Source organism: Vibrio sabulosilitoris (genome assembly GCF_055391395.1).
This window is the reverse complement of record NZ_AP029600.1, coordinates 679,581-706,026: the sequence shown is the minus strand read 5'-3', so window position 1 is coordinate 706,026 and position 26,446 is coordinate 679,581. Positions and strand designations below refer to the sequence as shown.

The 26,446-nt window shown below is 45.4% G+C and carries 22 protein-coding genes; 12 read left to right on the top strand and 10 right to left on the bottom strand.

Translation table 11 applies throughout. From position 1 onward, the window contains the following. The first annotated feature begins 103 nt into the window (after window positions 1–103). A complete protein-coding gene (locus ACZ5R2_RS18875) occupies window positions 104–2,521 on the top strand; it encodes a glycoside hydrolase family 2 TIM barrel-domain containing protein (protein WP_464903068.1) in 2,418 nt (805 codons plus the stop codon). Window positions 2,522–2,980: 459 nt separating this feature from the next. Here ACZ5R2_RS18875 and ACZ5R2_RS18870 read toward each other — a convergent pair whose 3' ends face one another. Beyond that, complete coding sequence (locus ACZ5R2_RS18870; protein WP_464903069.1) at window positions 2,981–4,072, bottom strand: ABC transporter ATP-binding protein; 1,092 nt, start codon at window positions 4,070–4,072, stop codon at window positions 2,981–2,983. Window positions 4,073–4,351: 279 nt separating this feature from the next. On the opposite strand from ACZ5R2_RS18870, the gene ACZ5R2_RS18865 reads away from it, so the two are divergent. The 4 genes from ACZ5R2_RS18865 (at window position 4,352) to ACZ5R2_RS18850 (ending at window position 8,860) form a co-directional block, all read left to right on the top strand. Next, window positions 4,352–5,605 (top strand): ABC transporter substrate-binding protein, encoded by a 1,254-nt coding sequence (locus tag ACZ5R2_RS18865; RefSeq protein ID WP_464903070.1) that lies wholly within the window; start codon window positions 4,352–4,354, stop codon window positions 5,603–5,605. Window positions 5,606–5,771: 166 nt separating this feature from the next. Next, window positions 5,772–6,542 carry a carbohydrate ABC transporter permease gene (locus ACZ5R2_RS18860; protein ID WP_464903071.1) on the top strand — a complete coding sequence of 257 codons (771 nt, stop codon included), beginning with the start codon at window positions 5,772–5,774 and terminating at the stop codon, window positions 6,540–6,542. After that, window positions 6,542–7,444 (top strand): carbohydrate ABC transporter permease, encoded by a 903-nt coding sequence (locus ACZ5R2_RS18855; protein ID WP_464903072.1) that lies wholly within the window; start codon window positions 6,542–6,544, stop codon window positions 7,442–7,444. The genes ACZ5R2_RS18860 and ACZ5R2_RS18855 overlap by 1 nt, the downstream gene beginning before the upstream one ends. A gap of 162 nt (window positions 7,445–7,606) precedes the next feature. Further along, complete coding sequence (locus tag ACZ5R2_RS18850; RefSeq protein ID WP_464903073.1) at window positions 7,607–8,860, top strand: ABC transporter substrate-binding protein; 1,254 nt, start codon at window positions 7,607–7,609, stop codon at window positions 8,858–8,860. Window positions 8,861–9,520: 660 nt separating this feature from the next. Here the strand turns inward: ACZ5R2_RS18850 and ACZ5R2_RS18845 are convergent. After that, window positions 9,521–10,279: an FCD domain-containing protein gene (locus ACZ5R2_RS18845; RefSeq protein ID WP_464903074.1), complete on the bottom strand. Its 759-nt coding sequence runs from the start codon at window positions 10,277–10,279 to the stop codon at window positions 9,521–9,523. Window positions 10,280–10,565: 286 nt separating this feature from the next. On the opposite strand from ACZ5R2_RS18845, the gene ACZ5R2_RS18840 reads away from it, so the two are divergent. Beyond that, a complete protein-coding gene (locus ACZ5R2_RS18840; RefSeq protein ID WP_464903075.1) occupies window positions 10,566–12,803 on the top strand; it encodes a beta-galactosidase in 2,238 nt (745 codons plus the stop codon). 336 nt (window positions 12,804–13,139) lie between these two features. Here the strand turns inward: ACZ5R2_RS18840 and ACZ5R2_RS18835 are convergent, their stop codons facing one another. From ACZ5R2_RS18835 to ACZ5R2_RS18825, 3 genes are read right to left on the bottom strand one after another with little or no spacing between them, the layout of a single operon-like run. Further along, window positions 13,140–14,228, bottom strand: coding sequence for a 3,6-anhydro-alpha-L-galactonate cycloisomerase (locus tag ACZ5R2_RS18835; protein WP_464903076.1), 1,089 nt, complete (start codon window positions 14,226–14,228; stop codon window positions 13,140–13,142). 17 nt (window positions 14,229–14,245) lie between these two features. Next, window positions 14,246–14,869 carry a bifunctional 4-hydroxy-2-oxoglutarate aldolase/2-dehydro-3-deoxy-phosphogluconate aldolase gene (locus tag ACZ5R2_RS18830; RefSeq protein ID WP_464903077.1) on the bottom strand — a complete coding sequence of 208 codons (624 nt, stop codon included), beginning with the start codon at window positions 14,867–14,869 and terminating at the stop codon, window positions 14,246–14,248. A gap of 9 nt (window positions 14,870–14,878) precedes the next feature. Then, on the bottom strand, window positions 14,879–15,823 hold the full coding sequence (locus tag ACZ5R2_RS18825) for a sugar kinase (protein ID WP_464903078.1): 945 nt from the start codon (window positions 15,821–15,823) through the stop codon (window positions 14,879–14,881). A gap of 372 nt (window positions 15,824–16,195) precedes the next feature. Between ACZ5R2_RS18825 and ACZ5R2_RS18820 the strand changes: the two genes are divergently transcribed. The 3 genes from ACZ5R2_RS18820 to ACZ5R2_RS18810 are packed head-to-tail and all read left to right on the top strand — an operon-like array spanning window position 16,196 to window position 19,721. Then, window positions 16,196–17,656, top strand: coding sequence for a mannitol dehydrogenase family protein (locus ACZ5R2_RS18820; RefSeq protein ID WP_464903079.1), 1,461 nt, complete (start codon window positions 16,196–16,198; stop codon window positions 17,654–17,656). A 22-nt stretch (window positions 17,657–17,678) separates the two neighbouring features. Further along, a complete protein-coding gene (locus ACZ5R2_RS18815) occupies window positions 17,679–18,695 on the top strand; it encodes a zinc-binding alcohol dehydrogenase family protein (RefSeq protein WP_464903080.1) in 1,017 nt (338 codons plus the stop codon). An 18-nt stretch (window positions 18,696–18,713) separates the two neighbouring features. Next, window positions 18,714–19,721: an Ldh family oxidoreductase gene (locus ACZ5R2_RS18810; protein WP_464903081.1), complete on the top strand. Its 1,008-nt coding sequence runs from the start codon at window positions 18,714–18,716 to the stop codon at window positions 19,719–19,721. 422 nt (window positions 19,722–20,143) lie between these two features. Here ACZ5R2_RS18810 and ACZ5R2_RS18805 read toward each other — a convergent pair whose 3' ends face one another. Next, window positions 20,144–20,824 (bottom strand): hypothetical protein, encoded by a 681-nt coding sequence (locus ACZ5R2_RS18805; RefSeq protein WP_464903082.1) that lies wholly within the window; start codon window positions 20,822–20,824, stop codon window positions 20,144–20,146. Window positions 20,825–21,047: 223 nt separating this feature from the next. Between ACZ5R2_RS18805 and ACZ5R2_RS18800 the strand changes: the two genes are divergently transcribed. Next, window positions 21,048–22,244: an OmpP1/FadL family transporter gene (locus ACZ5R2_RS18800; protein WP_464903083.1), complete on the top strand. Its 1,197-nt coding sequence runs from the start codon at window positions 21,048–21,050 to the stop codon at window positions 22,242–22,244. A 53-nt stretch (window positions 22,245–22,297) separates the two neighbouring features. Here ACZ5R2_RS18800 and ACZ5R2_RS18795 read toward each other — a convergent pair whose 3' ends face one another. Next, window positions 22,298–22,471, bottom strand: a complete 174-nt coding sequence (locus ACZ5R2_RS18795; RefSeq protein WP_464903084.1) for a hypothetical protein — start codon at window positions 22,469–22,471, stop codon at window positions 22,298–22,300. Window positions 22,472–22,601: 130 nt separating this feature from the next. Here ACZ5R2_RS18795 and ACZ5R2_RS18790 point away from each other — a divergent pair, with 130 nt between their 5' ends. After that, window positions 22,602–23,087, top strand: coding sequence for a VOC family protein (locus ACZ5R2_RS18790; protein WP_464903085.1), 486 nt, complete (start codon window positions 22,602–22,604; stop codon window positions 23,085–23,087). A gap of 40 nt (window positions 23,088–23,127) precedes the next feature. On the opposite strand, the gene ACZ5R2_RS18785 is transcribed toward ACZ5R2_RS18790, so the two are convergent. Continuing rightward, a complete protein-coding gene (locus ACZ5R2_RS18785) occupies window positions 23,128–23,643 on the bottom strand; it encodes an ester cyclase (RefSeq protein ID WP_464903086.1) in 516 nt (171 codons plus the stop codon). A 261-nt stretch (window positions 23,644–23,904) separates the two neighbouring features. Between ACZ5R2_RS18785 and ACZ5R2_RS18780 the strand changes: the two genes are divergently transcribed. Continuing rightward, entirely contained in the window at window positions 23,905–24,504 is a 600-nt protein-coding gene (locus ACZ5R2_RS18780; protein WP_464903087.1) for an efflux RND transporter periplasmic adaptor subunit, read from the top strand. A 247-nt stretch (window positions 24,505–24,751) separates the two neighbouring features. Here the strand turns inward: ACZ5R2_RS18780 and ACZ5R2_RS18775 are convergent, their stop codons facing one another. Beyond that, on the bottom strand, window positions 24,752–25,480 hold the full coding sequence (locus ACZ5R2_RS18775) for an esterase family protein (RefSeq protein WP_464903088.1): 729 nt from the start codon (window positions 25,478–25,480) through the stop codon (window positions 24,752–24,754). Next, entirely contained in the window at window positions 25,470–26,444 is a 975-nt protein-coding gene (locus ACZ5R2_RS18770; RefSeq protein WP_464903089.1) for an acetylxylan esterase, read from the bottom strand. The genes ACZ5R2_RS18775 and ACZ5R2_RS18770 overlap by 11 nt, the downstream gene beginning before the upstream one ends. Window positions 26,445–26,446: the final 2 nt, after the last annotated feature.

Below are 26,446 nucleotides of genomic sequence, written 5' to 3'. Positions count from 1 at the left end.
CTAATTTTCCCTGAAACGTTAGCTCGTTGCGCCTAAGTTAGCTTCAGGCTGGTTAGTAGAACTCATCAACTAATTTACTGAAATTTATTTAAGGACTTATCTTATGGAATTGACGCCCAGAAATGCCACCTGCTTTAATCAGCACTGGGAATTTCAGTTGGACGATGGTTCACAAAACAACGATCAATGGCAACCCGTTACGCTACCTCATGACTGGAGTATTGAATCGCCATTCTCACAAGAATTCGACGGTGCCACAGCTTATCTCCCTGGCGGGATAGGATGGTATAGAAAGCAATTTGCCAACCCGATTGTCAATAAGCAGCAACGATGCTTTATACTCTTTGATGGTATTTATAACAACGCTACCCTTTGGTTAAATGATCAGCAGATACACTTCCAAGCCTATGGCTATGCCCCGTTCTATATTGAATTAACCAACTTGTTACAGCAGGATAATGTGCTGACAGTGAAAGTAGACCGAAGTCGGTATGTAGACAGTCGCTGGTATACAGGCTCCGGGATTTATCGAGATGTTACGCTGATCACAACCCACAGTGTTCACATTCCAATTTGGGGTAATCGCCTAGAAGCTAAAGTCTCTGACAGCCTCGATGGTATCGTTAGGCAAACGTTGACAATCGAGTCGCAGGGCCAGGGGCATGTCCTATCCATCGTCAGTCAGCTGATTGATAGCGCTACAGGTCAATGTGTTAGTCAAGCAGAGACTCAAGCCGAATCTTCAGGCCCGGTCACCTGTGAGCTTCAACTTCCAGTCGCCCAGCCTAAGCTGTGGTGCCCTGACAGCCCTAACCTTTACCATGTCGAGACTCAAGTTTTCCTCGATTCACAACTGGTTGACCATGTGACAGACACAACCGGCTTCAGACTGGTCAAATTTTGCCCAAGCTCGGGAGTTAAGCTTAATCATAAACCCATAAAGATTAAGGGGGTTTGTCTTCACCATGACGGTGGTATTGTCGGTGCTGCAGTCCCTGATGAGATATGGACGCGTCGACTGAAGAAACTAAAACAGTGTGGTGTCAATGCAATTAGAATCGCGCACAACCCTGCCTCGAAGGCGTTTCTGCATCTCTGTGACAGGCTGGGCCTGTTAGTGCAAGATGAGTTTTTCGATGAATGGGACTACCCGAAAGACAAGCGACTCAACATGAGTGAACAACACTCAGACTATATTAGCCGCGGATACAGCGAGGTTTTTCAAGATAACTACGCGCGTGATTTGAGTAATACGCTTTTAGCTCATATTAATCATCCCTGTATCTTCATGTGGAGCATTGGCAATGAAATTGAGTGGACCTATCCGAGAAATATCGAAGCTACCGGCTTTTTCGACGCCAGTTGGGATGGTAACTATTTTTGGAGCCTTCCGCCAAACTCACCAGAGAAAATCATTGAGCAGCTTGAGACTTTACCCCGTGATGAAATGGATATTGGTCGCACCGCAAACAAGCTATCCTCTTTGGTTAAGAGTTTGGACTCGAGCCGCCCGGTGACCGCCAACTGCATTCTACCGTCTGTAAGTTACCATTCAGGCTATGCAGACGCCCTCGATGTCATTGGCTTTAGCTACCGACGTGTTGTGTATGACTACGGACACGAACTGAGACCAAATCTACCCATTATTGGCAATGAGAACTTACCACAATGGCATGAATGGAAAGCTGTATTGGAACGTGACCATGTTGCAGGGATCTTTCTTTGGACAGGAATAAACTACATGGGTGAGTCACATGGTAAATGGCCCGTCCACACCACGGATAGTGGTCTACTAGACTCAGCCGGATTTACAGGCCCTAGTTACGCTCTGTTTCGTTCGCTGTGGAACCCGTCGCCCTATGTTGAAGGGTTTACAGTTTTAGCCAGTGAAAGCAAACTTGAGCTCGATAAGCCACGATATGGCGCCTTTGAGGCCGACCCTGAGCAATGGCAAACCAAACTCTGGCAGTGGGATAAGCGTGAGCAACATTGGAACTATGCCGATGGTGAATGGGTTGTTGTCGAAGCGTATAGTAACTGCCCTTCTGTTGCACTGTGGCTTAATGATCAACTCATTGGAGTTAAAGCCCTCGAAGATCAGGCAGACCGCACCTTTCGTTGGGCTCTTCCCTCCACTTGCGGCCAACTTAAGTTAGTTGGTTTGATTGATGACAAGCCAGCAGCGGTACACGAAATTACCACCACTGGAGACGCCTGCTCAATTCAAGTTATTGACGAATCCCCAGCGGAAACTGACCTCTACCGTCAACTATCCGTCACCTTGGTTGATAGTGCTTCTAAACCGATACGTCATCAAGAGACCACATTCTCCTTCGACGCACCTGAAGGCGGTTGGGTGGGGTCTGATAATGGTAGTCATCAATCACTAACCCCTAGAAACTCAAAAGTATTAGAGACATACCATGGGAGAGCACTCATAGTCGTGAAACGTATGCCGGGCAAGGAAGTTGCCCTAACTATAACATCCTCATGCGGGCTAACATGCAAATATATGATTTAGAGCACAAATGCCTCATTTGATGACGCTCACGCCCAACAAGAGCCCATGAGCTAAGTAAATGGAACCTGTGCTGATAACAAATACCCTCAGTCTTTTATGTTTGAGGGTATTTTTTTGCGCGAAATAGCACGATTTCCGTCCAAAATTCGCATGCGTTGTTTCGAATTATTTTTTTGAATATAGACAAAACAAGCATTCATACGACGAAATGAGACAGAATTAATTTTTACGGGGTTGATCGTAAAGTGGCTTTTTAGCAGAGCTGCACAATGTACAAGAGAACTAAAGGCAAGACAGAGCTTGAGGTTATTTGAGGTTTTTATCATTTATACAAATGGATAGAAAAACGGCCCTAAGAAAGGGCCGCTTATAAGAACAGAACGCGCTATTTCACTCACTCCAAAAACTCAGAATAGTAGCTACTGACATGGAGTGAGAGTTCAATACTATTACAATAGATTAATTACTAATGCACAGCCCACTTTCGTCAAATACATGACAGTCACTAGAGGAGAAGTACAGTTTGATATTATCGTAAGCGCTAACATTCTTGTCACCAGGGTGGTGAACAATAAATCCTTCACGCTGAGCAAATTGACCAAACAAGTAGGTACTATTACCTAAGCGTTCAACCACTTCACTACTAAAGTCAATGGTAATATTGCCTTTCTCTTCTTCAACATAGATATGCTCAGGTCTAATGCCAACCTTAACGCTTGTCCCAATGCTAACACTTGGCTCTGCAGATACAGGAATTGAGACAACTTGCTCATCCGCAAGTTTTACTTCAATAAACTTACTATCTTTGGCGGTAACTTCAGCGTTGATGAAGTTCATTTTCGGCGAACCGATAAAGCCTGCAACAAACATGTTTACCGGCTTATTGTATAGTTCTAGAGGTGAACCCACCTGCTCAATTCTACCATCGCGTAGCACAACAATCTTGTCTGCAAGAGTCATTGCCTCAACTTGATCATGCGTAACATAAATCATCGTGGTATCAATTTCTTGGTGCAGACGGGCAATTTGCAAACGCATCTCAACACGTAGTTCAGCATCAAGGTTAGACAGGGGTTCATCAAAAAGGAATGCACTAGGGTTACGCACAATTGCGCGGCCAATAGCTACGCGTTGACGCTGGCCCCCTGACAGCTCCTTTGGTCGGCGCTTAAGCAATGGTTCAAGTTGAAGTGTTTTCGCCGCTAACGCAACCTGTTTCGCTACCTCATCTTTCGCCACACCATTCATTTTAAGGCCAAAGCCCATGTTTTCCTCAACGGTCATATGCGGATATAGTGCATAAGATTGGAATACCATTGAAATACCACGTTCAGCGGGCTCAACATCATTAATGAGATTACCATCAATAAATATTTCACCATCTGAGATAGTTTCTAGTCCGGCAATTAGACGCAAAAGCGTAGATTTACCGCACCCTGATGGACCTACAAAAACCACGAACTCGCCGTGATCAATATCTAAGTCTACACCATGAATAGTTTGTACTTTGCCAAATCGTTTTTTCACGTTGGATAGTCTAATATCTGCCATTTTTTCTGCCTTTCAATTCTAGATATATCACTTATCAACCAAACTAACCCGAAAACTACTCAGTGGTTAATATGTTTTTGATGTTTTCGTTTATTATTGTGATTGAATTCATATCTTGGACTAATAGAGACCCTTATACGAATCCTGTTTTAACTATTTTGATGCCAGTCACACATTGAAAGTCAACCTGTTGTTAACCTAAGTGACAGTTTGGTGAGCCAATTCTTCAACCAGTTAACTCACCTGATACGTTACCAAGCACCATAAAGGAATATAACAATGAAACTCTCGAAACTTGCAGCTATCACTGCTCTAACATTATCGACATCAGCTTTATCCGCTGGCAAAGTCGAGCTAGAAGTCGCCAGTTGGAAAGGCGCTGGCGCAGAAGTTGCAAACTTTCCTGTGCTGATTGAAAAGTTCGAGGCTGCATACCCAGATATTAAAGTTAAACTTAATTACATGGCACGTAATGATATGGTCACGACCATTCCTGCTCGTTTCCAAGCCGGTTCACCACCTGATGTTATCATGGTTGACCGTGAATTTGTCACCCACTGGGGTGGCGCAGGTCAACTTATGGAAATAGGTGACCAAGAGTTTATCTCTCGTATCCAGCCTGGACTTCAATCGCACCTTGGCCTTGAAGACAGCACATATTACGCAATGCTACAAGTCTCTGGCATGGGTATTTACGTCAATGACGATCTGATGGAAAAAGCTGGTGTTACACAATACCCACAAACAATTGCAGAGTTCACATCAACTTGTAATCAGTTAAACAGCAAAGGCATTACTCCAACACTTCTTGCGGGTAATAACGGTTCATGGACTCCTTACATTTTCTTCCTAGCTCTTGGCTTGGCGGACGGTGATGTACCTAGCCAAGATCGTCTCGCACGATTTAATAATGGCGAGATTAAGTTCGCGGATGATGAGTCGATGAAGAATGCGTTTGAAGCATTCCGACTCATGATTGATGCAAAATGTTTCGATCCAAAAATCAGCGCAGGCACCGACCCTTGGTCTGTAGCCTTGACGACGTTCCAGTCAGGCCGTATCGCAATGTTGCCTCAAGGGCTATGGAATATTAACACCTTCTCAAAGGATTCGCTTCCTGAGAATTTCTCACTTATACCATTCCCTTCAATTAATGGTGAGAAAGCGATTGCACTAGATTATCTTGGTCCAGGTTGGGCAATTCCAAAAGATTCAGGTCAAGTCGATGCTGCACAGAAATGGATCGATTTTTGGACACATGATGAGAACCTAAAGCTGTTCTTGGAAGCTGATACAGCGATGACGACACTGACAAATGGTACATCCGGCTTACCAATGAATATTGCTAGCGAGTACGTACAAGCTAGAGACAATATGCAGTATGTGACGTTCCCTGTAGGGGCTCTACCTGTCGATGTTACTCGCGATATGATGAATGACGTGACTTCGTTTATGTTGAACCCAGAACAGGATTATACAGAAATCCTTAAACGCTGGGATTCACTAGTAGCACGTGATCTTGCTAAACGTTAATTAATATTTTGTCTTCGGCTGCCCTAAGGGCAGCCATTTTTGCCACTAGGGCAATTTAAGAGGTGTAGTTATGAAAGTCGACAAAAGGTTGTATTTCCTTCTTCCGGCACTATTTTTATTTATTACTTTTACAATTTATCCACTTATGAAAGGGATATCTTTGTCGATGACTGAATACGCAGGTGTCGGCGAAGCAACCTGGGTAGGATTAGACAACTATCGAGAAATTTTTTCTGACCAGCGTTATGTCCAAGTACTAAAGAACACACTAGTTTATGGCGTAGTTGTTGTCGTATTCCAAAATGGCCTAGGTCTTATATTTGCCGCGATTCTTAATAGTATTCCTGCGGTCAGAGACGCACTAAGAACAGCGTTGCTGGTACCATCAATGCTGTCACTAGTGATCGCGGGTTATGTATGGCAGTACCTCTATGCGCCAATGGGCGGAGGTCTGAATGAACTGTTAGCCTCGTTTGGCATGAGTAGTTTACAACAGGTCTGGCTAGGCGACTCTTCGATAGCGCTGTTATCGGTTGCAACGGTTCATGTTTGGATGTTCGTTGGTTACTCGACCGCAATTTTCTTGGCTGGTTATTCTGGCATTTCTACTGAGGTTAAAGATGCAGCCCGCGTCGATGGTGTTTCACCAATTAAATCGTTCTTCCATATCGATATTCCACTTCTAGCACCCGCTATCACGGTCAATATCACGCTTGCTACCATCGGTACTCTAAAGTCATTCGAATTCCCGTTTATTATGACATCAGGTGGACCGGACTATGCAACTATGACCCTTGGCCTCAAGATCTTCCAGTTGATATTCCAAGAGTTTAAGTACGGCTCAGCCGCTGCACTTTCCGTTGTCATGATTTTCCTTGTTGCAGGAATTACCATCATTCAAAACAGCTACCTTCGAGCACGCGAGGATCGTATCTAATGAGTTCTATAACATCACATAAAGTACAACGTGCACTACCCGATGGGCAAAAAGGTGCCAATAAATTTATCAAACTACTGACACCGAGAAATCTAAAGCAAGGTTCGTTAATCACCTTGATGACAGTAGTGACAATGATTATTTTGTCACCGGTGTTCTACATGTTGTTCATGTCTTTCAGAAGTCGCCGAGAGATCATGCTTGATCCTTTGGGCTTACCAAACGAGCTGCACTTCTCAAATTACGTTAATGTAATTGCGGATATGAACTATTTTGGTACAGTACTCAATACAATTGGTATTACCCTTGCTACTATTATTTGTGTAGCAATAATCTCATCACTTGCTGCTTACCCATTGGCTCGTATTCGCAGTAAATTGAGTAGTACTGTTTATATTTTATTTATGCTTGGTATGGTTATTCCACCATTCGCTGCACTAACACCTTTGTATCTATTTATTCGTGACTTAGGGCTTCTAGATACATATGTTGGTCTAATCCTTGTTTACACTGTGGGTCACTTGCCTCTGGGTGTGTTTTTCTATACAAGTTTCATGAAAGCAATTCCTAAGGAGCTAGAGGAAGCTGCAACATTAGATGGCGCAACGTTCCTTAAAACCTATTGGTATATCATCTTCCCGATGCTGAAACCAATTACAGGCACCTTAGCAATTTTCATCACACTTGGTGTATGGAATGATGTAGTAAACCCGCTTTTGTTTATTACATCTGAAAGTAAATTAACCATAATGCCTGCAGTGCTGAGATTCTTGGGAACCTACTCGGTGGATCCTACTCAATTATTCCCTGCAGCTGTTCTGGCATCATTGCCATTGCTTGTTGTCTTCTTCACCCTGTCAAAGCAGATTGTGAATGGAATGACTGCAGGTGCGGTAAAATAATCATGATGAGGGCAGCCTCTGGTCTGCCCTCCAATAAATTGGAGGTATTAGTTCAAGCAAACACGCATTAAGTTATGTCTACACGCGTTGGTAATGTCTTACGCATAATTTTTGATAACAATTACAAAGCTTATTTAATCAAATTTAAGGAAATCTAGTAACATGGAATCAAAAAAAATCTCTTTAGCTTTAGCAATTAGCACTAGTTTATTAGCAGCTTCAGGCGTTTACGCTAAGCAAGTTGAACTTGAAGTAGCCAGCTGGAAAGGGGCTGGTGCTGAGGTGGCAAACTTCCCTACAATCATCGAGCGCTTTGAAAAAGAAAACCCTGGAATTAAGGTCAAACTTAATTACATGGCACGTAATGATATGGTCACTAGCATTCCTGCCCGAATGCAAGCAGGCAATCCACCTGATGTTGTTATGGTAGACCGTGAGTTTATCCAACACTGGGGGGGTAATAACCAGCTTCTTCCTTTGAATGATCAACCTTTTGTCGAGCGCGTTCAGCCTAAGCTGCAACCATATCTTGGTCTAGGTGATACTGTCTATTACTCTATGCTTCAAGTATCGGGTATGGGTGTCTATGTAAACGATGATCTGTTCGAATCTGCTGGGATCGAAAGCTACCCACAGACCGTTGATCAGCTAGTGAACGTTTGTGGCAAGCTGAACGAGAAAGGGATCCAGCCTATGCTTCTGGCTGCAAATAACGGTGGTTGGACCCCTTATGTCTATTTCTTAACCATGGCGCTAGCAGACGGTAACAACCCTGACTTGGGTCGCATGGATCGATTTGTCTCTGGGGAAGCGAAATTTGCTGATGACCCATCGATGAAGCAAGCCTTTGAAGGCATGAGAAAAATGATCGATGCTAAGTGTTTCGATCCTATGGTATCAGCCGGTACAGACCCGTGGTCAGTTGCACTAACTACCTTCCAGGCAGGTCGTGTTGCTATGTTGCCTCAAGGCATGTGGAATATCACACCATTTAGTAACGATTCTTTGCCAGAGAATTTCTCACTCCACCCATTCCCTGCTGTTAATGGCACTAAATCGATCGTAATGGACTACAACGGTCCTGGTTGGGCTATTCCAAAAGACTCTGGTGACGTAGAAGCAGCGAAGAAATGGATCGACTTTTGGATGAATGATGACAACCTCAAAGTATACCTTGAGGCAGATACTGCGATCACTACTTTGCAGAACGGTACCTCTGGCGTCCCTGCATTAGCTAAGCCATATGAAGACGCTCGCTCAGAAGGTCGTTTGATCACATTCCCAGTTGGCAACATGCCTGCTGACCTTGGTGCGGATATGCCGAACGATATTACTGCATTTATGCTTAAACCGGATCAAGATTATAATAAGATTCTGCAACGTTGGGATAAAACTGTTGCGAAAAACCTAAAGTAAGAATATAGCTGTCGAATTATTCGATAGTATCTATCTGCTATTAGCTAACAAGGTCTAGCGTCGTCGCTAGGCCTTTTTTTCTATCTCATTTATGTGTCGATCAGCTAAGATCTTAGTCTGGCTCACACCCACAATTTAGGTCTAAAGCTTAGAGGGAATGGTAACGAATAAGGTGAAATCTGAATAGTGAGAAATATTAATATTGAACCTTGTGAGTTTTAAACTCAGGCATTCAAGAAGGTGTGCCTCTATATCAGTAGGTTAAGCTACCCTATGGGGAAACAATTGAGGGAAAAATATATTATTTGTCCGCAACTAATGACCTTGACTCAATGCAAGTAGTCGGTAGGCTTTTAAACACAGAAAGGGTGGCGGCTCAAGTTTGGTTAGCTCAACTAAAAACTATTGTTTTAGATGTTAATTATGCTGTTATTGCCTTTGCGCTAAACTAGACTTAGCGTTCATGGCAAGGCAAGTGCTGCTCAAACTGAAGAACACGCACTTCTATGCCGATATGAGCTTGAGCGAGCGTTTATTGTAGTATTCTTAGCTCACTGCTCATAGTGGTTATAACGAGGGATAGTGGTTGTACTGACTAAATTTTCTGCCCAGCCTATTATAGTGATTCAACATCCTTTTGATTCATCTAACACATTTCGCTTATATTTCTAAATCCATCGCGAAGAAATAGTCATCTAAGTCGGCTTCGACATCACCACTACTCGCAATTTTTAGTAACTCTTGCTTACTATTTTCCATATGATCCCATATAGCCTGTCGCGCTTCTTCTGGATTTCGTTTTTGTAGCGCTAGAAATATTTTTTTATGATCATTGAGCCATGCTTGACGTAAACTCTCTTCGTGTAGGTACTTATCATTAAGTGCCTTCCACAGTGGATTTTGCGTACGAACACTTCGCCACATCTCCCCAGCTTGATTGATTAGAACTCGATTTTGGGTCGATTCGGCAATCAATGTGTGAAATTGACGGTCTAATTCTTCAAACAGTTCGCTGTCACCGTTTAATTCTCGCTCTTGCTCTTGCAAAACACGCTTCAATTCCCTTAGTTCATTAATCTTAATTTGTGTAGCAGCGAAAGCGGCTATATTGCTCTCGATAATCTGTCTGGCTTGCAACAACTCAAAGGGACCCACATCGTTGTGCGGAACGATCGTGCTCTTGGTTATTTTCTCAGGAGAGTCGATAAAGTAAATTCCGGCGCCTTGTCTTACAATCACCAACCCTTTCAACTCAAGCATAATGATCGCTTCGCGGATAGTCGCCCGACTAGTCTCAAAGCGTTCGCTTAATTCTCGCTCTGATGGAAGACGTTCACCTGCTCTAAACACCCCAGAGTAAAGCAGATTTTCGATTTGTAGTCCGATATCGTAGTAACGGCGCTTTGTTGTTTGCTTCATAAGTACAATCCAATTATAGCTTAGGACTATTCATCCTATTGTATTGTTAATAAGTTAACTGTAAATCATTGTATCAGTACACCAATCCAACGCATAGACTCATTTTTGGCATTTTCAAACTATTTTAAGGAGGTATCGTTTACACTCATATTTTGCTTTCAAATCATAGAAGTCGGAGTGAGAGAGCGATCATATATTGGTTGGACAAATCAATTAATTGGTTAACAAAAATTCCTTTAGGTTTTAAAGTAACAGTGATGAACTATCCAAGATGAGAGATATTACAATGAGACCAACCCTTAAGGACGTCGTAGAGTACTCAGAACATGACCGTTCTGCGTCACTGTTCGACTTTACCGCCAATACCCTACCAGCAGCCTTTCGTTTTAATAATATTGATGCCAACATGACTTCAGCCGCTAAACTGAACATAAAATGCAAAAGTGCTGAAAATATGTACACTTCAGTGTTTATTGAGCCAAGCGAAGGAGAAACATGGGACTGGAGTGACATGCCAAGCTTCTGTTTCGCTTTCGATGTTGATAATTTGAACCAACGCTCAACGCAAGTTTTCATCAATATCTTTGATCGTAAAGGCCAAATGCATAGTCGCTGTGTCAACGTTGCGGGTAGTTCATCAAACACTTATATGTGTGAGCTTAAGGGTGAGTATCTAAAAGGCAACACCAACTATTCCTCCGGTCTCCGTTCAAATCCAGCACCTTGGGAAAGCCCGTTCGTTTACGCAACGTGGATGTGGGGGCTAATGAACATTGACCTCAGTGACATTGCGCAGATTGAACTTAGTGTCCACGGCACGCTCATCGATCACGAGCTTGACCTGTCTAACTTCCGTCTAATGCTGAGCCCAGCGATCAAGCCAGACTTCCTATCTCAGGTGATCGACCAATACGGACAAAATACCTCAGCCGAGTACCCAGAAAAGGTCCACAATGATCAAGAGCTTGCCGACTTTACCGCTCGGGAGCTTCAGCAGCTCAAAGAAGGGGCAATGCCAGATCGCTCTAAATTTGGTGGCTATAAGGAAGGCAAGCGCTATGAGGCAACGGGCTTCTTCCGCACAGAAAAGATCGATGGCAAGTGGTCGTTAGTTGACCCAGAGGGTTACCCATATTTCGCTACCGGTATCGATGTTATCCGCCTTGCTAACGCTTATACCCAAACTGGCGTCGATTACGACCACTCTTTGGTTGAGCAGCGCTCTCCAGACGACTTAACTCCAGAGGACTCTATTGAGAAGCTGGAAGTCTCTATGCAAGCGAAGAGAACGGCGTTTGTCGGCAGCGATGTACGTCGTGACTGCTTTGAATGGTTGCCAAGCTATGATGAGCCACTGGGCCAACACTACGCTTATATGCGAGAAAACTTTGAAGGGGCACTTGACCAAGGTGAAACTTATAGTTTTTACGCGGCTAACTTGCAGCGTAAATATGGTGAAGACTACCTGACAAAATGGCGTGAAGTGACCATGGACCGCATGCTTAATTGGGGCTTCACCTCGCTAGGCAACTGGACAGCGCCTGAGTTTTACTCTAACGAGAAAGTTCCTTTCTTTGCAAACGGTTGGATCATCGGCGCGTTCAAGACCGTGAGTAGCGGCGATGATTTCTGGTCACCATTGCCAGATCCGTTTGACCCACTGTTTAAAGAGCGTGCAGAGGTTACGGTTAAGCAAGTTCGTGAAGAGATCCAAGACTCTCCTTGGTGTGTCGGCGTCTTTATCGATAACGAAAAAAGCTGGGGCCGTATGGGCACCATTGCGGGGCAACACGGTATTGCTATCCACACTCTAGGCCGAGATGCGGCTGAGTGCCCAACTAAAGCCGTCTTCGTGTCGGTACTGCAAGACAAGTACACCACTATTGATGCACTAAACCAAAGCTGGGGCACCACGATTGCATCATGGGAACAAGTCAGCAGCGGTGTTAAGGATCTTGAACACAATGAAGCACAGCTGGCCGATTATGGAATCCTACTTGAAGCCTATGCAAGTCAGTATTTCAAAGTCGTTCGTGAAGCGCTAAAAGCAGAACTGCCTAATCACTTATACCTAGGTTGTCGCTTCGCTGACTGGGGCATGACACCTGACGTAGTCCGTGCCGCCGCGAAATACTGTGATGTGGTAAGCTACAACTACTACAAAGAAGGTCTACACCCAGCAGCTTGGGGCTTCTTGGCAGAAGTCGATATGCCAAGCATCATTGGTGAGTTCCACATTGGCTCTAAAGACGTTGGTTTCTACCACCCGGGGCTTGTTACCGCTGACAACCAAGTTGAGCGCGGTGCGATGTATGAAGCGTATATGCACTCTGTGATCGACAACCCCTACTTCGTGGGTGCGCATTGGTTCCAATACTTAGATTCGCCAATCACTGGCCGCTCTTATGATGGTGAAAACTACAATGTTGGCTTCGTCTCAGTGGCCGACACGCCATATGAAGCAATGACAGATGCCGCTAAACGCCTACATGGCAGTATGTACAAGCGTCGTTACCAGTCTTAGTTAACTTCGCTTCATTACCTTCTGTCCTTTTGCCCGAGCTTTGCTCGGGCTTTTTTCTGTCCATAATATGGGTCGAAGTTTCTATCTATGATGACAGGCGATTGTCAGATGGCTTAGTCAAGTGATGCGATATCACAGTATTGCTAGATACACTACCCACTGCAAAAAGGGTCAAAGTTTTAACAGACCGAGAAAGCGCAAAGCTTATTCTATTTCATTACGTGTCGAATAGCTGTTTGGCAAAAAGAAACGGCCCTATGGAGGGCCGTTAGTGGAAAATATTACACAGTCTGGTCGAATCAGGACCAGCACGCTAGATATAAACCTTGATCCAAATTATACTTCGTACTGAGCAATCTTATCCCAGTCAAACTCAACACCGATACCTGGCTCATCCGAAGCCACTGCACGGAAGTTTTCAACAACCAGTGGTCGTTTAGTGTATTCGTCAATTGGGAAGCTATGTACTTCTAGCCAACCGGTATCGAAAGCGGAAACCAGGCTTACGTGTAGCTCTTGCATGCCGTGTGTACAGACCGGAATGTTGTTTTCGGTGATCAACTCAGCGGCTTTCAACCAACCAGTAATACCGCCACAGTTTGATGCGTCAGGTTGACAGAAACCAAGTTTTGCCTGATCCATCGCATAACCAAACTCATGAATAGTATGGAGGTTCTCTCCCATAGCGAGTGGAATCGTGGTGTTTTCCGCGATCTTGGCGAAACCTTTATAGTCGTCAGGCAAGGTTGGCTCTTCAAACCAAGTGATATCGTACTGCTCTACCGCTTTTGCCAATTCAATCGCTTGGTCAACCGTCAAAGAGTAGTTAGCATCAATCATGAAAGTGATATCTGGGCCAATCAGCTCACGGACCGCTTTAATACGATCGATATCCTCTTGCATATTTGGTCGACCAATTTTGATCTTCACGGCATTGAAGCCGCTTTCTAGATAGCCGCGGATATTGCTAAGCAGCTTTTCTAGCGGGAACTGGAGATCGATACCGCCACAGTAGGCTTTACAGGTATTGTTTTTACCACCAGCCATCTTCCACAGCGGTAAACCTTCACGCTTACCCTTGAGATCCCACAAGGCAATATCTACCGATGACATCGCAAAAGTTGAGATACCACCACGACCAACGTAGTGAATATGCCACTCCATAAAGTCGTAGATCTCTTCAATTTGAGTCGCATCTTTACCAATCAAGTGTGGCTGGATGTCATGCTCAAGCATTGCCTTAATTGAGTAACCACCTTTACCACCAGTGTAAGTATAGCCAGTACCATGCGAACCATCTTCCAAAGTAATGGTGGTAGTGATCAGTTCAAAGTGGTCGTGATCGCCGTGTTTTGCATCAGACAAAATCTCTTTCAACGGGATCTTAAACAGTTTGGTTTCAATATTCTTAATTGCTGTGTTCATTACTACTACTACCTGTCTTAAACGTTAGCGACGATTTCACGCACAAGACGACCAATCTCATCCCATGCGCCATCGTTAATCAGTGATTTATCAACCATCCAAGTACCGCCACACGCAAGTACAGCAGGCAAGGCTAGATAATCGTGGATATTCTTAGGGCTCACCCCACCCGTAGGCATCACCTTGAGCTGTTGATATGGACCAAGTAAAGACTTCAGCATCGCAAGACCACCAGAAGCCTCAGCAGGGAAGAACTTGACTGTGTCGATACCGAGCTCTAGCGCCTGTTCAACCAAAGAAGGGTTATTTACACCTGGAATGATAGTAATATTATGCTTTTGGCACGCCTTTACTGTGTTCGGGTTCAAACCTGGAGAAACAATAAAGTCGGCACCAGCCTCTTTTGCTTCAATAACTTGTGCTTCGTTCAGTACCGTACCTGCACCAATCAGCATTTCAGGGTAGGCTTTACGCAATAAACGGATAGATTCCGCTGCCGCATCTGAGCGGAAGGTGATTTCAGCAACCGGAAGACCATTTTCAGCAAGTTGCTTACCAAGTGGAAGAATATCCTCAGCCTTGTCCAGTGCGATCACTGGAACCACCTTCAGTTCCGCCAAGCGTTTATTTAAGTCGTTCATAATATTCCCTTATTTCGCTTCTTCGAGTCTTGCCAACACTTGGTCAAAACTCGGTAGTGGCGCAACAGCACCATAGCCTGTAATTGTGATTGATGCGGTTGCATTCGCATAAGCCAGACATTTCTCAAGTGGCTCACCATTAACAAAGTGCGTACAGAATGAGCCAGCAAAAGAGTCGCCCGCCGCAGTTGCATCCACTGGAGTGACCTTGTGTGGACGAACGAAGTGACGTTGGTTACCATCAGCTACCGTCGCACCGTCGCCACCTTGCTTAAGAACAACAACTTTGGCACCCAACTTCAGGTAATAGTCGATAATATCGTCTGGCTGCTCGAGACCGGTTACTAAGCGGGCCTCATCGAGGCTTGGGAAGCAGATATCAACCAATGAAGCAGTTTCATTGATGATCGCGCGAGCGCGCTGTAGCGACCACAATTTGAGACGTAGGTTGGTATCATAAGAGACTAGTGTACCGTTTTCCTTGGCTGTCTCGATTGCAGCAAATACCGAATCACAGCTAGAGTCACTGATTGCTTGAGTAATCGCGGTGACGTGCAGGAGCTTAGCGTTAGCAATGGCTTGCTGTGGTAAATCTTGTGGTGTAATGCGGCTCGCTGCTGAATTTTTTCGTAAGAAAGAGAAATGGTGGCCATCTTCATCGTGGGTAATAAAGTACACACCAGTCGCGACGCCGGGTAACGTTTTAACCACTTTTGCATCAACGCCCTGCTCTTGCCAAAGATCTAAGAATCGTTTGCCGAATTCATCATCCCCCAGTTGAGTCAACATACCAACCGACGCACCTTGACGCGCTGCTGCAATAGCGAAGTTAGAGGCATCTCCCCCAAAACCACTTAAAAAGTCTGCAGAACCCGTACCCGCTTCAGCAACTTGGCTGAACTCAAACATTGGCTCACCAAAACTTAGAATTTCGCTAAATCCTGTGCTGTTCATCGAGTCTATCTCTCCCTTCTTTTGTCATTTCTATCTCGACAATCTTAAATTCCGGCCCCAAATAACTATATGGTAACCACTTAAGTCAAATAGTATGTAACATCACACTCATGGTCAACCAATTACACATAAGATTTACCAACTTAGATCACATTTCCTATCTATAAGCACCATCGGCTCTAACAGCGAATTACTAGCCATAATATCGCCGGCTGAAAACGCTACCACCGTCACAAAAATTGCCAAAACACATTACTGGTTAACCAGATATTGACATTTGGTAGCTTATGTGTGATTTTGGTCACTGAAATCAGTCTGATTGAGCAGTATAAATCTACTCATTGGTTAATCAATTAACTTCTAAGGTTGAACATGAACAGTTTAGATATTGAAAAAGCGAGATACACCACCCAAACAACGTATGCTCGTGAAGAATTAACAACAGATATCGTGCATATCGGTTTTGGTGCGTTTCACCGCGGTCATCAGGCTGTTTATAACGACCTGACAAATGACATCACAGGCTCTCGCTGGGGTATCTGTGAAATCAATATGTTTGGCCCATCTGATTTGATTAACGACTTAAATGCCCAACAAGGCCTGTTTACCGTTGTTGAGAAATCCGCAACAGAAACAGAAACTCGCCTAGTTCGCACCGTAACAGAATCTATTCACACGCCGGATACCGGTATACAAGCCGCAATCGATAAGCTGATTGAGCCGCAAGTCAAAATCGTTTCTCTGACTATCACGGAAAAAGGTTACTGCGTTGACCCACAATCTCGTCGCTTAGATGTTAACAACCCACTTATCGCACACGATCTACAACAGCCACAAGCACCACAGTCGGCTATTGGCTTGATCACCGAGGCATTAAGACTTCGCCAAGAAGCGGGTTTACCAGCATTTAGTGTGCTCTCTTGTGACAATATCCCTGAGAACGGCCACCTAACTCGCGATGCGGTTTTAGAGTTTGCTGAATTGTACAGCCCTGAACTGAAAGATTGGATTGAAAGCAACGCATCGTTCCCAAGCACTATGGTTGACCGCATTGTTCCAGCAATGACGCCAGATCAATTTGACGTTATCGAGCAAGAAACTGGCTACCGTGACCCTTGTGGCGTGGTTTGTGAAGACTTCCGTCAATGGGTTGTCGAAGACAACTTCGTAGCGGGCCGACCAGATTGGGATGCCGCTGGTGCGATGCTTGTTGAAGATGTACTGCCATATGAAGAGATGAAACTGCGCATGCTAAACGGCAGCCACTCATTCCTTGCTTATAACGGTACGCTCGCGGGCTACGAGTTCATCTATCAGTGTATGCAAGACCCACAACTGCGCCAAGTTACGCTATCGCTGATGAAAGAGGAGCAAGCCAAGTCACTTAACCCAAGCCTAAGCGTTGACCTTGATGAGTATGCTGAGCTTCTTGTTGCACGTTTTAGTAACCAGAATATCAAGCACAAAACCGGTCAAATCGCGATGGACGGCTCACAAAAACTGCCACAACGTGCTGTTGACCCATTCCTAACCCTACATGAGCGCGGTATTGCCACCCGTTGCCTACCTGTTCTTGTCGCAGGTTGGATGCACTTTGTGATCAACGCGGTTCAAACCGGTAGCGAGTTGGTTGACCCACTAGCTGATACCTTCGCTGAGATTGTAAAAGGTGCAGCAACCAAACTGGAGATGGCCAACGAGCTATTAAAGGTTGAAAAAGTATTTGGCGACAACGCAGAACAACACAAACTATTTAAGCAACAGACACTGAGTGCATTTGAACGCATCGAAGAGAACGGCATTAAGCAGATCTTTGCCGAACTAACTCAGTAATTTGAATTCCAGGATTGAAACAATGAAAACTCTAATTTGTAATGAACCAAACTCGATCGAATACATCGAACGTGATATCCCGACGATCGAGGCAAACGAAGTACTACTGAAGATCAATGCTGTAGGTATCTGTGGTACGGACATTCACGCTTATGCGGGCCGTCAACCTTTCTTCTCTTACCCACGCGTACTAGGTCACGAGATTTGTGGTACAGCTGAGAAAGTAGGCGAAGCATGTAAAACGGCGCAAGCTGGTGAACGTTTCTCAGTCATTCCTTGTATTCCATGTGGCGAGTGTGCGGCATGTGAAGAAGGTAAAACCAACTGCTGTGAGAATGTGTCACTTTACGGCGTACACCAAGATGGTGGTTTCTCTGAGTACCTTGCGGTTTACGAAGATAATCTAGTTAAATTACCTGACAATGTCTCTGCCTCTGAAGGCTCGCTGGTTGAATGTTTCGCTATCAGTGCGCACGCGGTACGTCGTGCTGAAGTTCGCCCAGGAAACAATGTACTGGTTGTCGGCTCTGGTCCTATCGGTCTTGCTGCAGCGGCTATCGCTAAAGCTGAAGGCGCGAGTGTTGCAGTTGCAGATGTAGATGCAGGTCGTCGTCAACATGTAGAGAACAAATTGAACGTGCCAGCACTAAACCCATTGGACGAAGGCTACGAGGCAGCGCTTAAAGATGCGTTTGGCGGTCGCCTACCATGCACAGTGCTTGATGCAACTGGTAATAAAGGCTCTATGAGCCGCAGCGTTGAACTTATCCGCCATGGCGGCAAGATTGTCTTCATCGGCCTATATATCGGTGACTTGGTTCTTGATGATCCAACGTTCCACAAGAAAGAGACCACATTACTAAGTAGTCGTAATGCTACCCGTCAAGACTTTGAAAAAGTGATTGAACTTATGGCGGCAGGTAAAATTTCTCAAGACATCATGAAAAACAAAGACTACGACTTCCAGACCTTCGGTAATACCTACAAGCAAGACGTAGTAGAAAACCGTGACTTGGTTAAAGGCGTGATTAACTTCTAAAGAATTAGGATAAGTATTATGACAACTGTAAATGTAAAAGAAGCTGATCTGCGCGAATTGGCATTGAAAAAGCTCACTGCCGCTGGCCTTGACCTAAACACGGCTCAGGAAGTGACTGATGTATTGGTACACGCAGACAAAACGGGCGTTCACTCTCATGGTGTCATGCGCGTTGAGCACTACTGCACGCGCATCGCAGCAGGCGGCCTAAACAAAAACGCTGAGTTCAGCATCGAACAGGTTTCTCCATCAGTCGCAGTACTAGATTCTGACGACGGTATGGGTCACTCTGCTTTGATTGCTGCGACTAAACACGGCATTGAAATGGCAGCAGAGACAGGCCTTGGCTTTGTAAGCGTGAAAAACACCTCACACTGTGGTGCCCTTTCTTACTTTATGGAACAGGCAACATCGAAAGGCATGATTGCAATTGCAATGACGCAAACCGATACCTGTGTAGCACCACACGGCGGCGCAGAGCGTTTCCTTGGTACTAACCCAATCGCGTTTGGTTTCCCGGTTGAGGGCTCACACCCAATGATCGTCGATATGGCAACCAGTGCGACGGCATTTGGTAAGCTTCTGCACGCAAAAGAGACGGGGCAACAAATTGGTGAAGGCCTTGCTCTAGACAAAGATGGTAACCAAACGACTGATCCACACCAAGTTGAAAACCTTCTACCATTTGGTGGTCACAAAGGCTCAGGTATCGCACTGGCTATTGACGCTTTGACTGGCGTACTAATGGGAGCCAACTTCGGTAACCATATTCACCGTATGTATGGTGATTATGACAAGATGCGTAAACTGGCAAGCCTTGTGATCATTATCGACCCAACTCGTCTTGGTACGCCACTATTCTCAGCAACTATGGCAGTGATGATGCAAGAGCTTCGTGCTGTGCGCCCTGTTCCAGGTGTTGACAAGGTACGCGCGCCAAACGATCCACAAGTTGAGTACAAGGCTCAGTGCGAAGAAAACGGTATTCCAGTCGCACAAGGTGTTTACGATTACCTTGTTAGCTAGGTTATTGTTAACAAGGGGCTTAAATTCTCCTTTTAACTACCCTCTCTATTGTTAGTTAAGCATTGCTGCAGCTCGTTGATAGTCTCGGGCTGCAGCATTTTTTTTACCACAGAAACGTGATTGGTGAAAATGAGATCCATCGCTAAGGCATCTCGATTCTCTTTCCTTTTTTGGGGGTCGGGCGACTCCTAGATGCAGCTTTTCTGTATTGCGCAAATCCAAGTAAAAAAGCATCACTCATATTAGTCATTCCGAATCAAAACCGGTTCGCTAAAACAATGGACAAAAAAAGAGCGCATGCAAACGGCATGCGCTCTGTCCTAAAAACTCTGATAAGCAAACTGTGGAGAGGAAAGCTATTAGTGTGAGCAAGGACTATCGGACTCAGTCATAATTTCGGAGATTAAAACTGAAATTCGGGATTAGAATTGGTAGGTGAATGAACCACTCAACTTGTTTAAGCTGCCAAAGTCATCGCTTGAGTAATAGCCAAAGCTGTTAAACGATAGATTGTCGTTCACTTTGTAGCTCACACCGGCACCGACCCAGTGACTTGAGTAGCTGTTAGAGCCTGCACCAGCACCGCCAAACGACATCACACTCCATTTGGTATTGGCGATTGGACGGACACCGAACATGCCTAAATAGCCGCCATGACTCGAGCTGCGCATCAAAACATACTCTTCGCCGTCGATATCATCTGAAGGAACAGCCTGCTCGCCATCATTATAGGCATAACCCGCCATTGGGAATAGCATCCAGCCAGCCGGCTGAATATCAAAGTACGTCAACGGAACATAGCTACCAACACTGTAATTATTGCGATAGCTGTCATTGTCGTAGTCGGTTTTACTGAAGTTGAAGTTGACGATACCAATATCAAATAGCCATGAGCCACCGATACGCCATTCAGAGTTATCACTGATCCGTGCAGAAACCATGCGCGCGTCGTCAAGGCCTAGTGAGCCTGACAAGGTCACTGTATCACTGACGCCCACGCCAACTTTGGTCACAATTCTAGTTGGGTCTTCATGGTGTTTTTCTTCAGCAACAGCGACACTGGATACCAGTGTCACCAGCAGTAAACTAATGGTGCGATTCATTGGATATATACATCTCAAAAAAGGGAGTGCGAGGTTAAAGCAATCAAAAATCACAGACGCACTTATAGTGCAGGATGCGAACTTAATTCCAATTGTGTTACTTATCTCTCACTATCCTGGGGTTAAAAAGGGGTGACGCACTCCGCGTGCGACAAACGAAAAGTCGCTATGATACCGTCGGTTTTTTCTTACTCTTTGACTTTGGTTAATAAAACAATTCACCATGATTAAAAAGAACGCCCTATTTTTGGCTATTACCGCCACGCTTGCCGCTCAAGCTCACGCTGGCGGTATCATTCTTCACGAAGTTGCGACTTTTGATAGTGTTTCATCAGCGGGTGTGGGTAACACCACTAACCGTAAAGACGCCAGTGCTGCGATCACTAACCCTGCCGGTCTGACCGCGATTGAGGACTCTAGTTGGTCTTTTGGTTTGCAGGTTGTGGACGCCAAGACCGTACTAAGCGGTACTGCTAGTGTTGAAGGTGTGGGTGCCATCAACTTGGACTCTGAAGGTACAACTACTGCACTTGCACCAAGTATTGCCTACGCTAAACGCTTTACCGATAACCTAGTACTGGGTGCGTCACTCCATGCTGATGGTGGTCTAGGGATGGAATACGACAATGGCTTGTCTGGCTACGGCTTTGTTGACAGCCAGTCACAAGAATTTCTCAATGTTAACCTAGCAGCTGGATATTCGGTGAACAGCCGCTGGGCGGTGGGTGGTGCATTGGTGATTCAGCATATGATGACAACAATGGATATCGACCGCTCTCTGAATGTTTCTGATGTTATCGATGCTAACCTAAAAGCAAGTGGTGAAGATGGTACCACTTCAGCAAGCTTTATGTTGTCAACTATGTACGACATTAATGATCGTACCTACATCTCTGCGAACTATAAGCATAAAGTAGAGCACTCTGATGCATCACTGACTCTTAAAGGTACTGCAAATGGTCAGCCTGTCACTGTACCCGCTGACATCAGCGTTAACTGGCCAAGCCAACTAAGTGTCGGTATTCAACATCAACTAGACCACGCTTTAACGCTGAAAGGTATGGTTGGTGCTGAATTCTGGTCTGACTACAGTAAAGAGCTCAAAACCGAAGACGTTTATACTATTGGTACCGCTATTGAATACCAACATAACGCTTGGACCTACCAAGCAGGTGCTCGCTACGACACCTCGTTTATGAAAGACAAAAACCTAACCCCTCAGCTTGCCGTCGGTGATAACTGGGCAGTTGGCTTCGGTGCAGAACTGCAGCGCAGTAACGGTCATCGCATTGGTATCGCGTACCAATACCGTGATATGTCGACAGCAGACACGACTCACGAGCTATTTGGCGCACCTATCTTTGACGGCAGCATCAAAGAAAACCGCTTGCATGCACTTAGCCTAAGCTACGCCTACTAACTAGGCGCAAAGCAAACAGCCCTGCCTCATCATCGGTTGGGGCTGTTTTTCCTTCAGGACAACATATAGCGTGAGAACCAATCAAGCATCTGCTGTGGATTCTCACCAAAGTAATTATACCCATCAAAGCGCCGCGTCGTGCCCTCTAACCAAAATAGTTGTTTCTCTTGTGAGCTAAAAAGATCAAGTGTCGCTTGTCCGTCACTCAAGCCAAACTTCAGCATCATGAAACCTTATCAAGATAACAAAATATTATCATTAAAATCATTTTTGATAATTTTACGCGATAAAGCAGTCTGCTTATACTCTCCCCATCGAAACGCACTAGCAAGCAATTAGTTTATTGGAGAGCACGTTATGAAAATGAATCACATCGGTATCATGGTCGGTGATATGGACCAAGCGGTTGAATTTTACACCAAAGCATTGGGTCTTGAGATCGTGATGAACAACACACCTGTGATTGAAGAGCGTGAAACGGCGATCGGCCGTATGTGTATCGCAGTCTTTGGTGAGGGCTTTAAGGGCTTTAATATTGCTCACCTTCTCACTAGCGACGGCATTGGTGTCGAGCTATTTGAAATGAAAGAGCGCCAAGAGCGCCACGTAGTCGACTTTTCTCGTATCGGCATCTTCCACTTCTGCCTACAAACTGACGACTTTGCGGGTGTGATTGAAAAGGTTGAGCAGTACGGCGGTAAGGTGCGTATGGACATCATGCGCTACCACCCAGAAGACGACAGCAAGCCTGCACAAATGATCTACCTAGAAGACCCGTTTGGCAACCTATTTGAGCTTTACTCTCACACCTACGCAGAAACTTACGCCTCTGATTACGAGTAATTAAGTACCCAATAGAATTGACAGGGTTAAGGTATTTGCCTTAATCCTGTTTTGGTTTTACTTGCCAATCACTAACGGAAAGCTGTCTCAGCGCCCCTGCCCAATCTTCAACATGGTAAGTCTTGATGATCTTGCCATCACGCACCGTGTGCATATCAATTGTCATAATCGCAAAACTGTTGCCCTTGTATGGCACGCCAAAAAACTCGCCGGTCGGTGTACCCGTCGCCTCACTACGCACCACAATTGTGTCTTCTGCCACCTTGATATCGCGTATCTCCCAGTTCAAGTCAGGGATCAAATCTCCATAACGTGCCACGGCGCTAATGGTTTCGTCCAAGCCTCGCGATGCCTCATTGCTGAAATAAGACTGCCAATTCGGGTCAAAGATAGCTCGTGCCTTTTCTGCTGCATCTTTATCTGAGGGGTTACTCAGATAAGCGTAAAACGGTTGGACTAATTCGCGCGCAGATTGCGCTGTTAAGGCCTGTGCAAAGGTTGACTGTGCGAGAGTACACAGTAACGCGAACAAGGCACTCTTGAAGATAAAGTTCATTGCATGTTCTCCAAATCTTAGCGTGTGAACTTAGTATAGAAGTGTATGTTCAATGGCTTAGTCTTTCATCACATCAAGATAATCTCTGAACGAGACAAACCTAACAACCAAATTAAACCAATGATATTAATACCAATTTATTTACAATTGTAAATTAGTGATCCCGAGCAGATCTGTCTTTGGGATTCGCACGCACAGTGCGATGCTCACATTTTGCTTTCGCTAACATGACTCGGTTTTGACAATAACGAGTTTTAAGCAATGAAAAGAAGCACTTTCTTACTTCCAGTCTTGGCTGGGGTAATCGCGGCACCTGCACTAGCCTCTGGGGTGCCGGTTACCGCAACGTCAGTCGTAGAAGGCGTCTACCAACCTACTCTAGTTTTAACCAGTAAACTTGAAGCGCAAGAGCACGCTAGGCTTACTCCTCGTGTCACCGGCTACCTTATCGAGCAACACTTCCCTGATGGCGCATTTGTCAAACAAGGCGATCTACTATTTCAAATTGACGATACGTCCTATAAGCTCGCGCTGCAGTCTGCCCTTGCCCAGAAGCAGCAAGCTCAAGCTGCGCTGCAACAGGCTAAACTGAATCATCAGCGTATCTCTGATCTGATTACCTCTGGTGGTACCACCAAAGCCAACCTTGATGATGCAAGCGCAAGCTTATTGATTGCCGAGGCAGGACTGGCATTGGCAACGGCATCGGTCGACGAGGCACAAGATGACCTGTCACACACCCAAATTCGCGCCCCTTACGATGGACAACTGGGTAAGAGCCAGTTCTCTCGCGGTGATATGGTGTCACCAAACTCAGGCGCCGTAATCGACACACCAAGCCTAAAGCAAGTATATTTCTAACATCGACTCGCATATTTTCTCCAAAAGCCAAAGCTAAGGTTAACTGACTAAAATTAATGTGGATCATAGGTTTAGCCTAGTTCAACAACAACATAGCTGGATAAGTAGAGAGTATTAATCTGGTGAATATTCGCTATTTTGCCGACCGACCTAACCTAATAAAGCAAAATTAATCATAGGGTTATCAGTCTGAATGAACAATAATCCTCAGTTATAGCGTCTATTGATGCGGTTAATGCGTTTGCCACTAGAGATACAGGGGCACCATTTGGCGCCAATAACGCCCGCGGTGTGCTCGTCCATCCCACTCATACAAGCGGTGATGAACGCCTTTTTGGTTGAGGGTACGGCTGATTAAGTGGTTGTTGTACAAGAAAGGATCTTCCTTGCCGACCACAAACACGATGTCGCTATGGCGGATATGATTAAGCTGGTCAGGATTGGTGAGATTGTGTAAATAGTGGGTTGGCGTGTGAAAATAGATATCTTCGTTGTAATAACCATCAAACAGATCACCAAATGACTCAACACCCCAGGTTAAATCGTATCGGCCCGAAAACGCCGCTAACTTGTCAAACAAGTGTGGATGACGAAAGAAAATATTGGCCGCGTGATATGCCCCAAGTGAACAACCATGGGAAATAGTGCAAGGGTGGTTATTTTTCATTGCCATCAATGGCAGCACCTCACGCAGGATATACTCCTCGTAGCGCTTATGTCGCTCGATCCTGCCGTGTGGATGGGCCCAGAAACAGTACATACTCTCACTGTCGATACTGTCTACGCAGTAGAGCTGCAGCTGACCGGCATTGATTTTATCGGCAATTGAACCAACCAAGCCAAGGTTTTCGTACTCAAAAAAGCGCCCACCCCGGGTTGGAAACACCAACACCTTTGCGCCGCCGCGACCAAAGATCAACAGCTCCATCTCACGATCTAAGTTGGGGCTCCACCAGCGGTGATATTCACGATGCATCTTTTACCCTTAATTGGTCAAAAAATCGTTGAACGTTTTTCTTCATTGCCCTTTGCTCAAGCGCCTTGCCTGGATAATCACAGTGCCCGGCCTCTAACAGCGTCAATTGCTTAGCACTTAGGCAGGCATTAAAAATGCTAAATTGTCCAGGCGGGGCAACATACGGATCGAACTGTGCCAATCCCCAATGGGTTGGCTGAGTGATGTAGTGGGCTGCAACAGAGGCATCAAAGTAAGGTAAATTTTTGGCCAGCAGTGCTTGATCATCAAACTCGATCAAGGCTTGAGTGCTACCTACCGTTGGTAGCGTTAATCTTAGCTGGGCGTTACCAAAAGTTGGAACGTGAAAATGCGCTCGCGTAATGCGCGGATCAAACGCTGTCGCGAAGACGCCCAGCCCACCGCCAAAACTATCACCAGCATAGCCTATCGCGTCCTCGATGCCCGGAAATAGGGTCAGAAGCGCAGTGATAGCGCACCAGATATCTTGCACGCAGCCGCCGATAATATACTGCTGCGGGTCTTGAATGTGGTGTAGGACATGCCAATAAGGGTCTTCAGAGATACCCGGAAAGCGACTGCGACCGATCCCACGGATACAAGGCATAAAAATGGCGGTGTTATCCAGCGCCCAAGTCGTATCCGGCGCATGCAAGCCGCCATAGCCATGACCATAAATTACCGCCGCTTCAACACCGCCACATAAAGGCAGTAACAACCAACCACCTATGCGCACGCCCTCGGTCGAGTCGTAATAACAGTTAAATACCCGCCAAACTTGGGTGGTAACTCCGCTATCTTGAAGACTTAAATGCGTGGTCGCTTGCAAGGCCCGGTGGTACTTTTGCTGCCAGAAGTCTCGAAAACCGCTTGGTTCCATCCCGCTTGGTACCGCTTGCAGACGTTTAAGGTCGAAGCCGTAATCCGGCTCAAATGGAAAATCGTGGTCGATGATCTTAGACATGT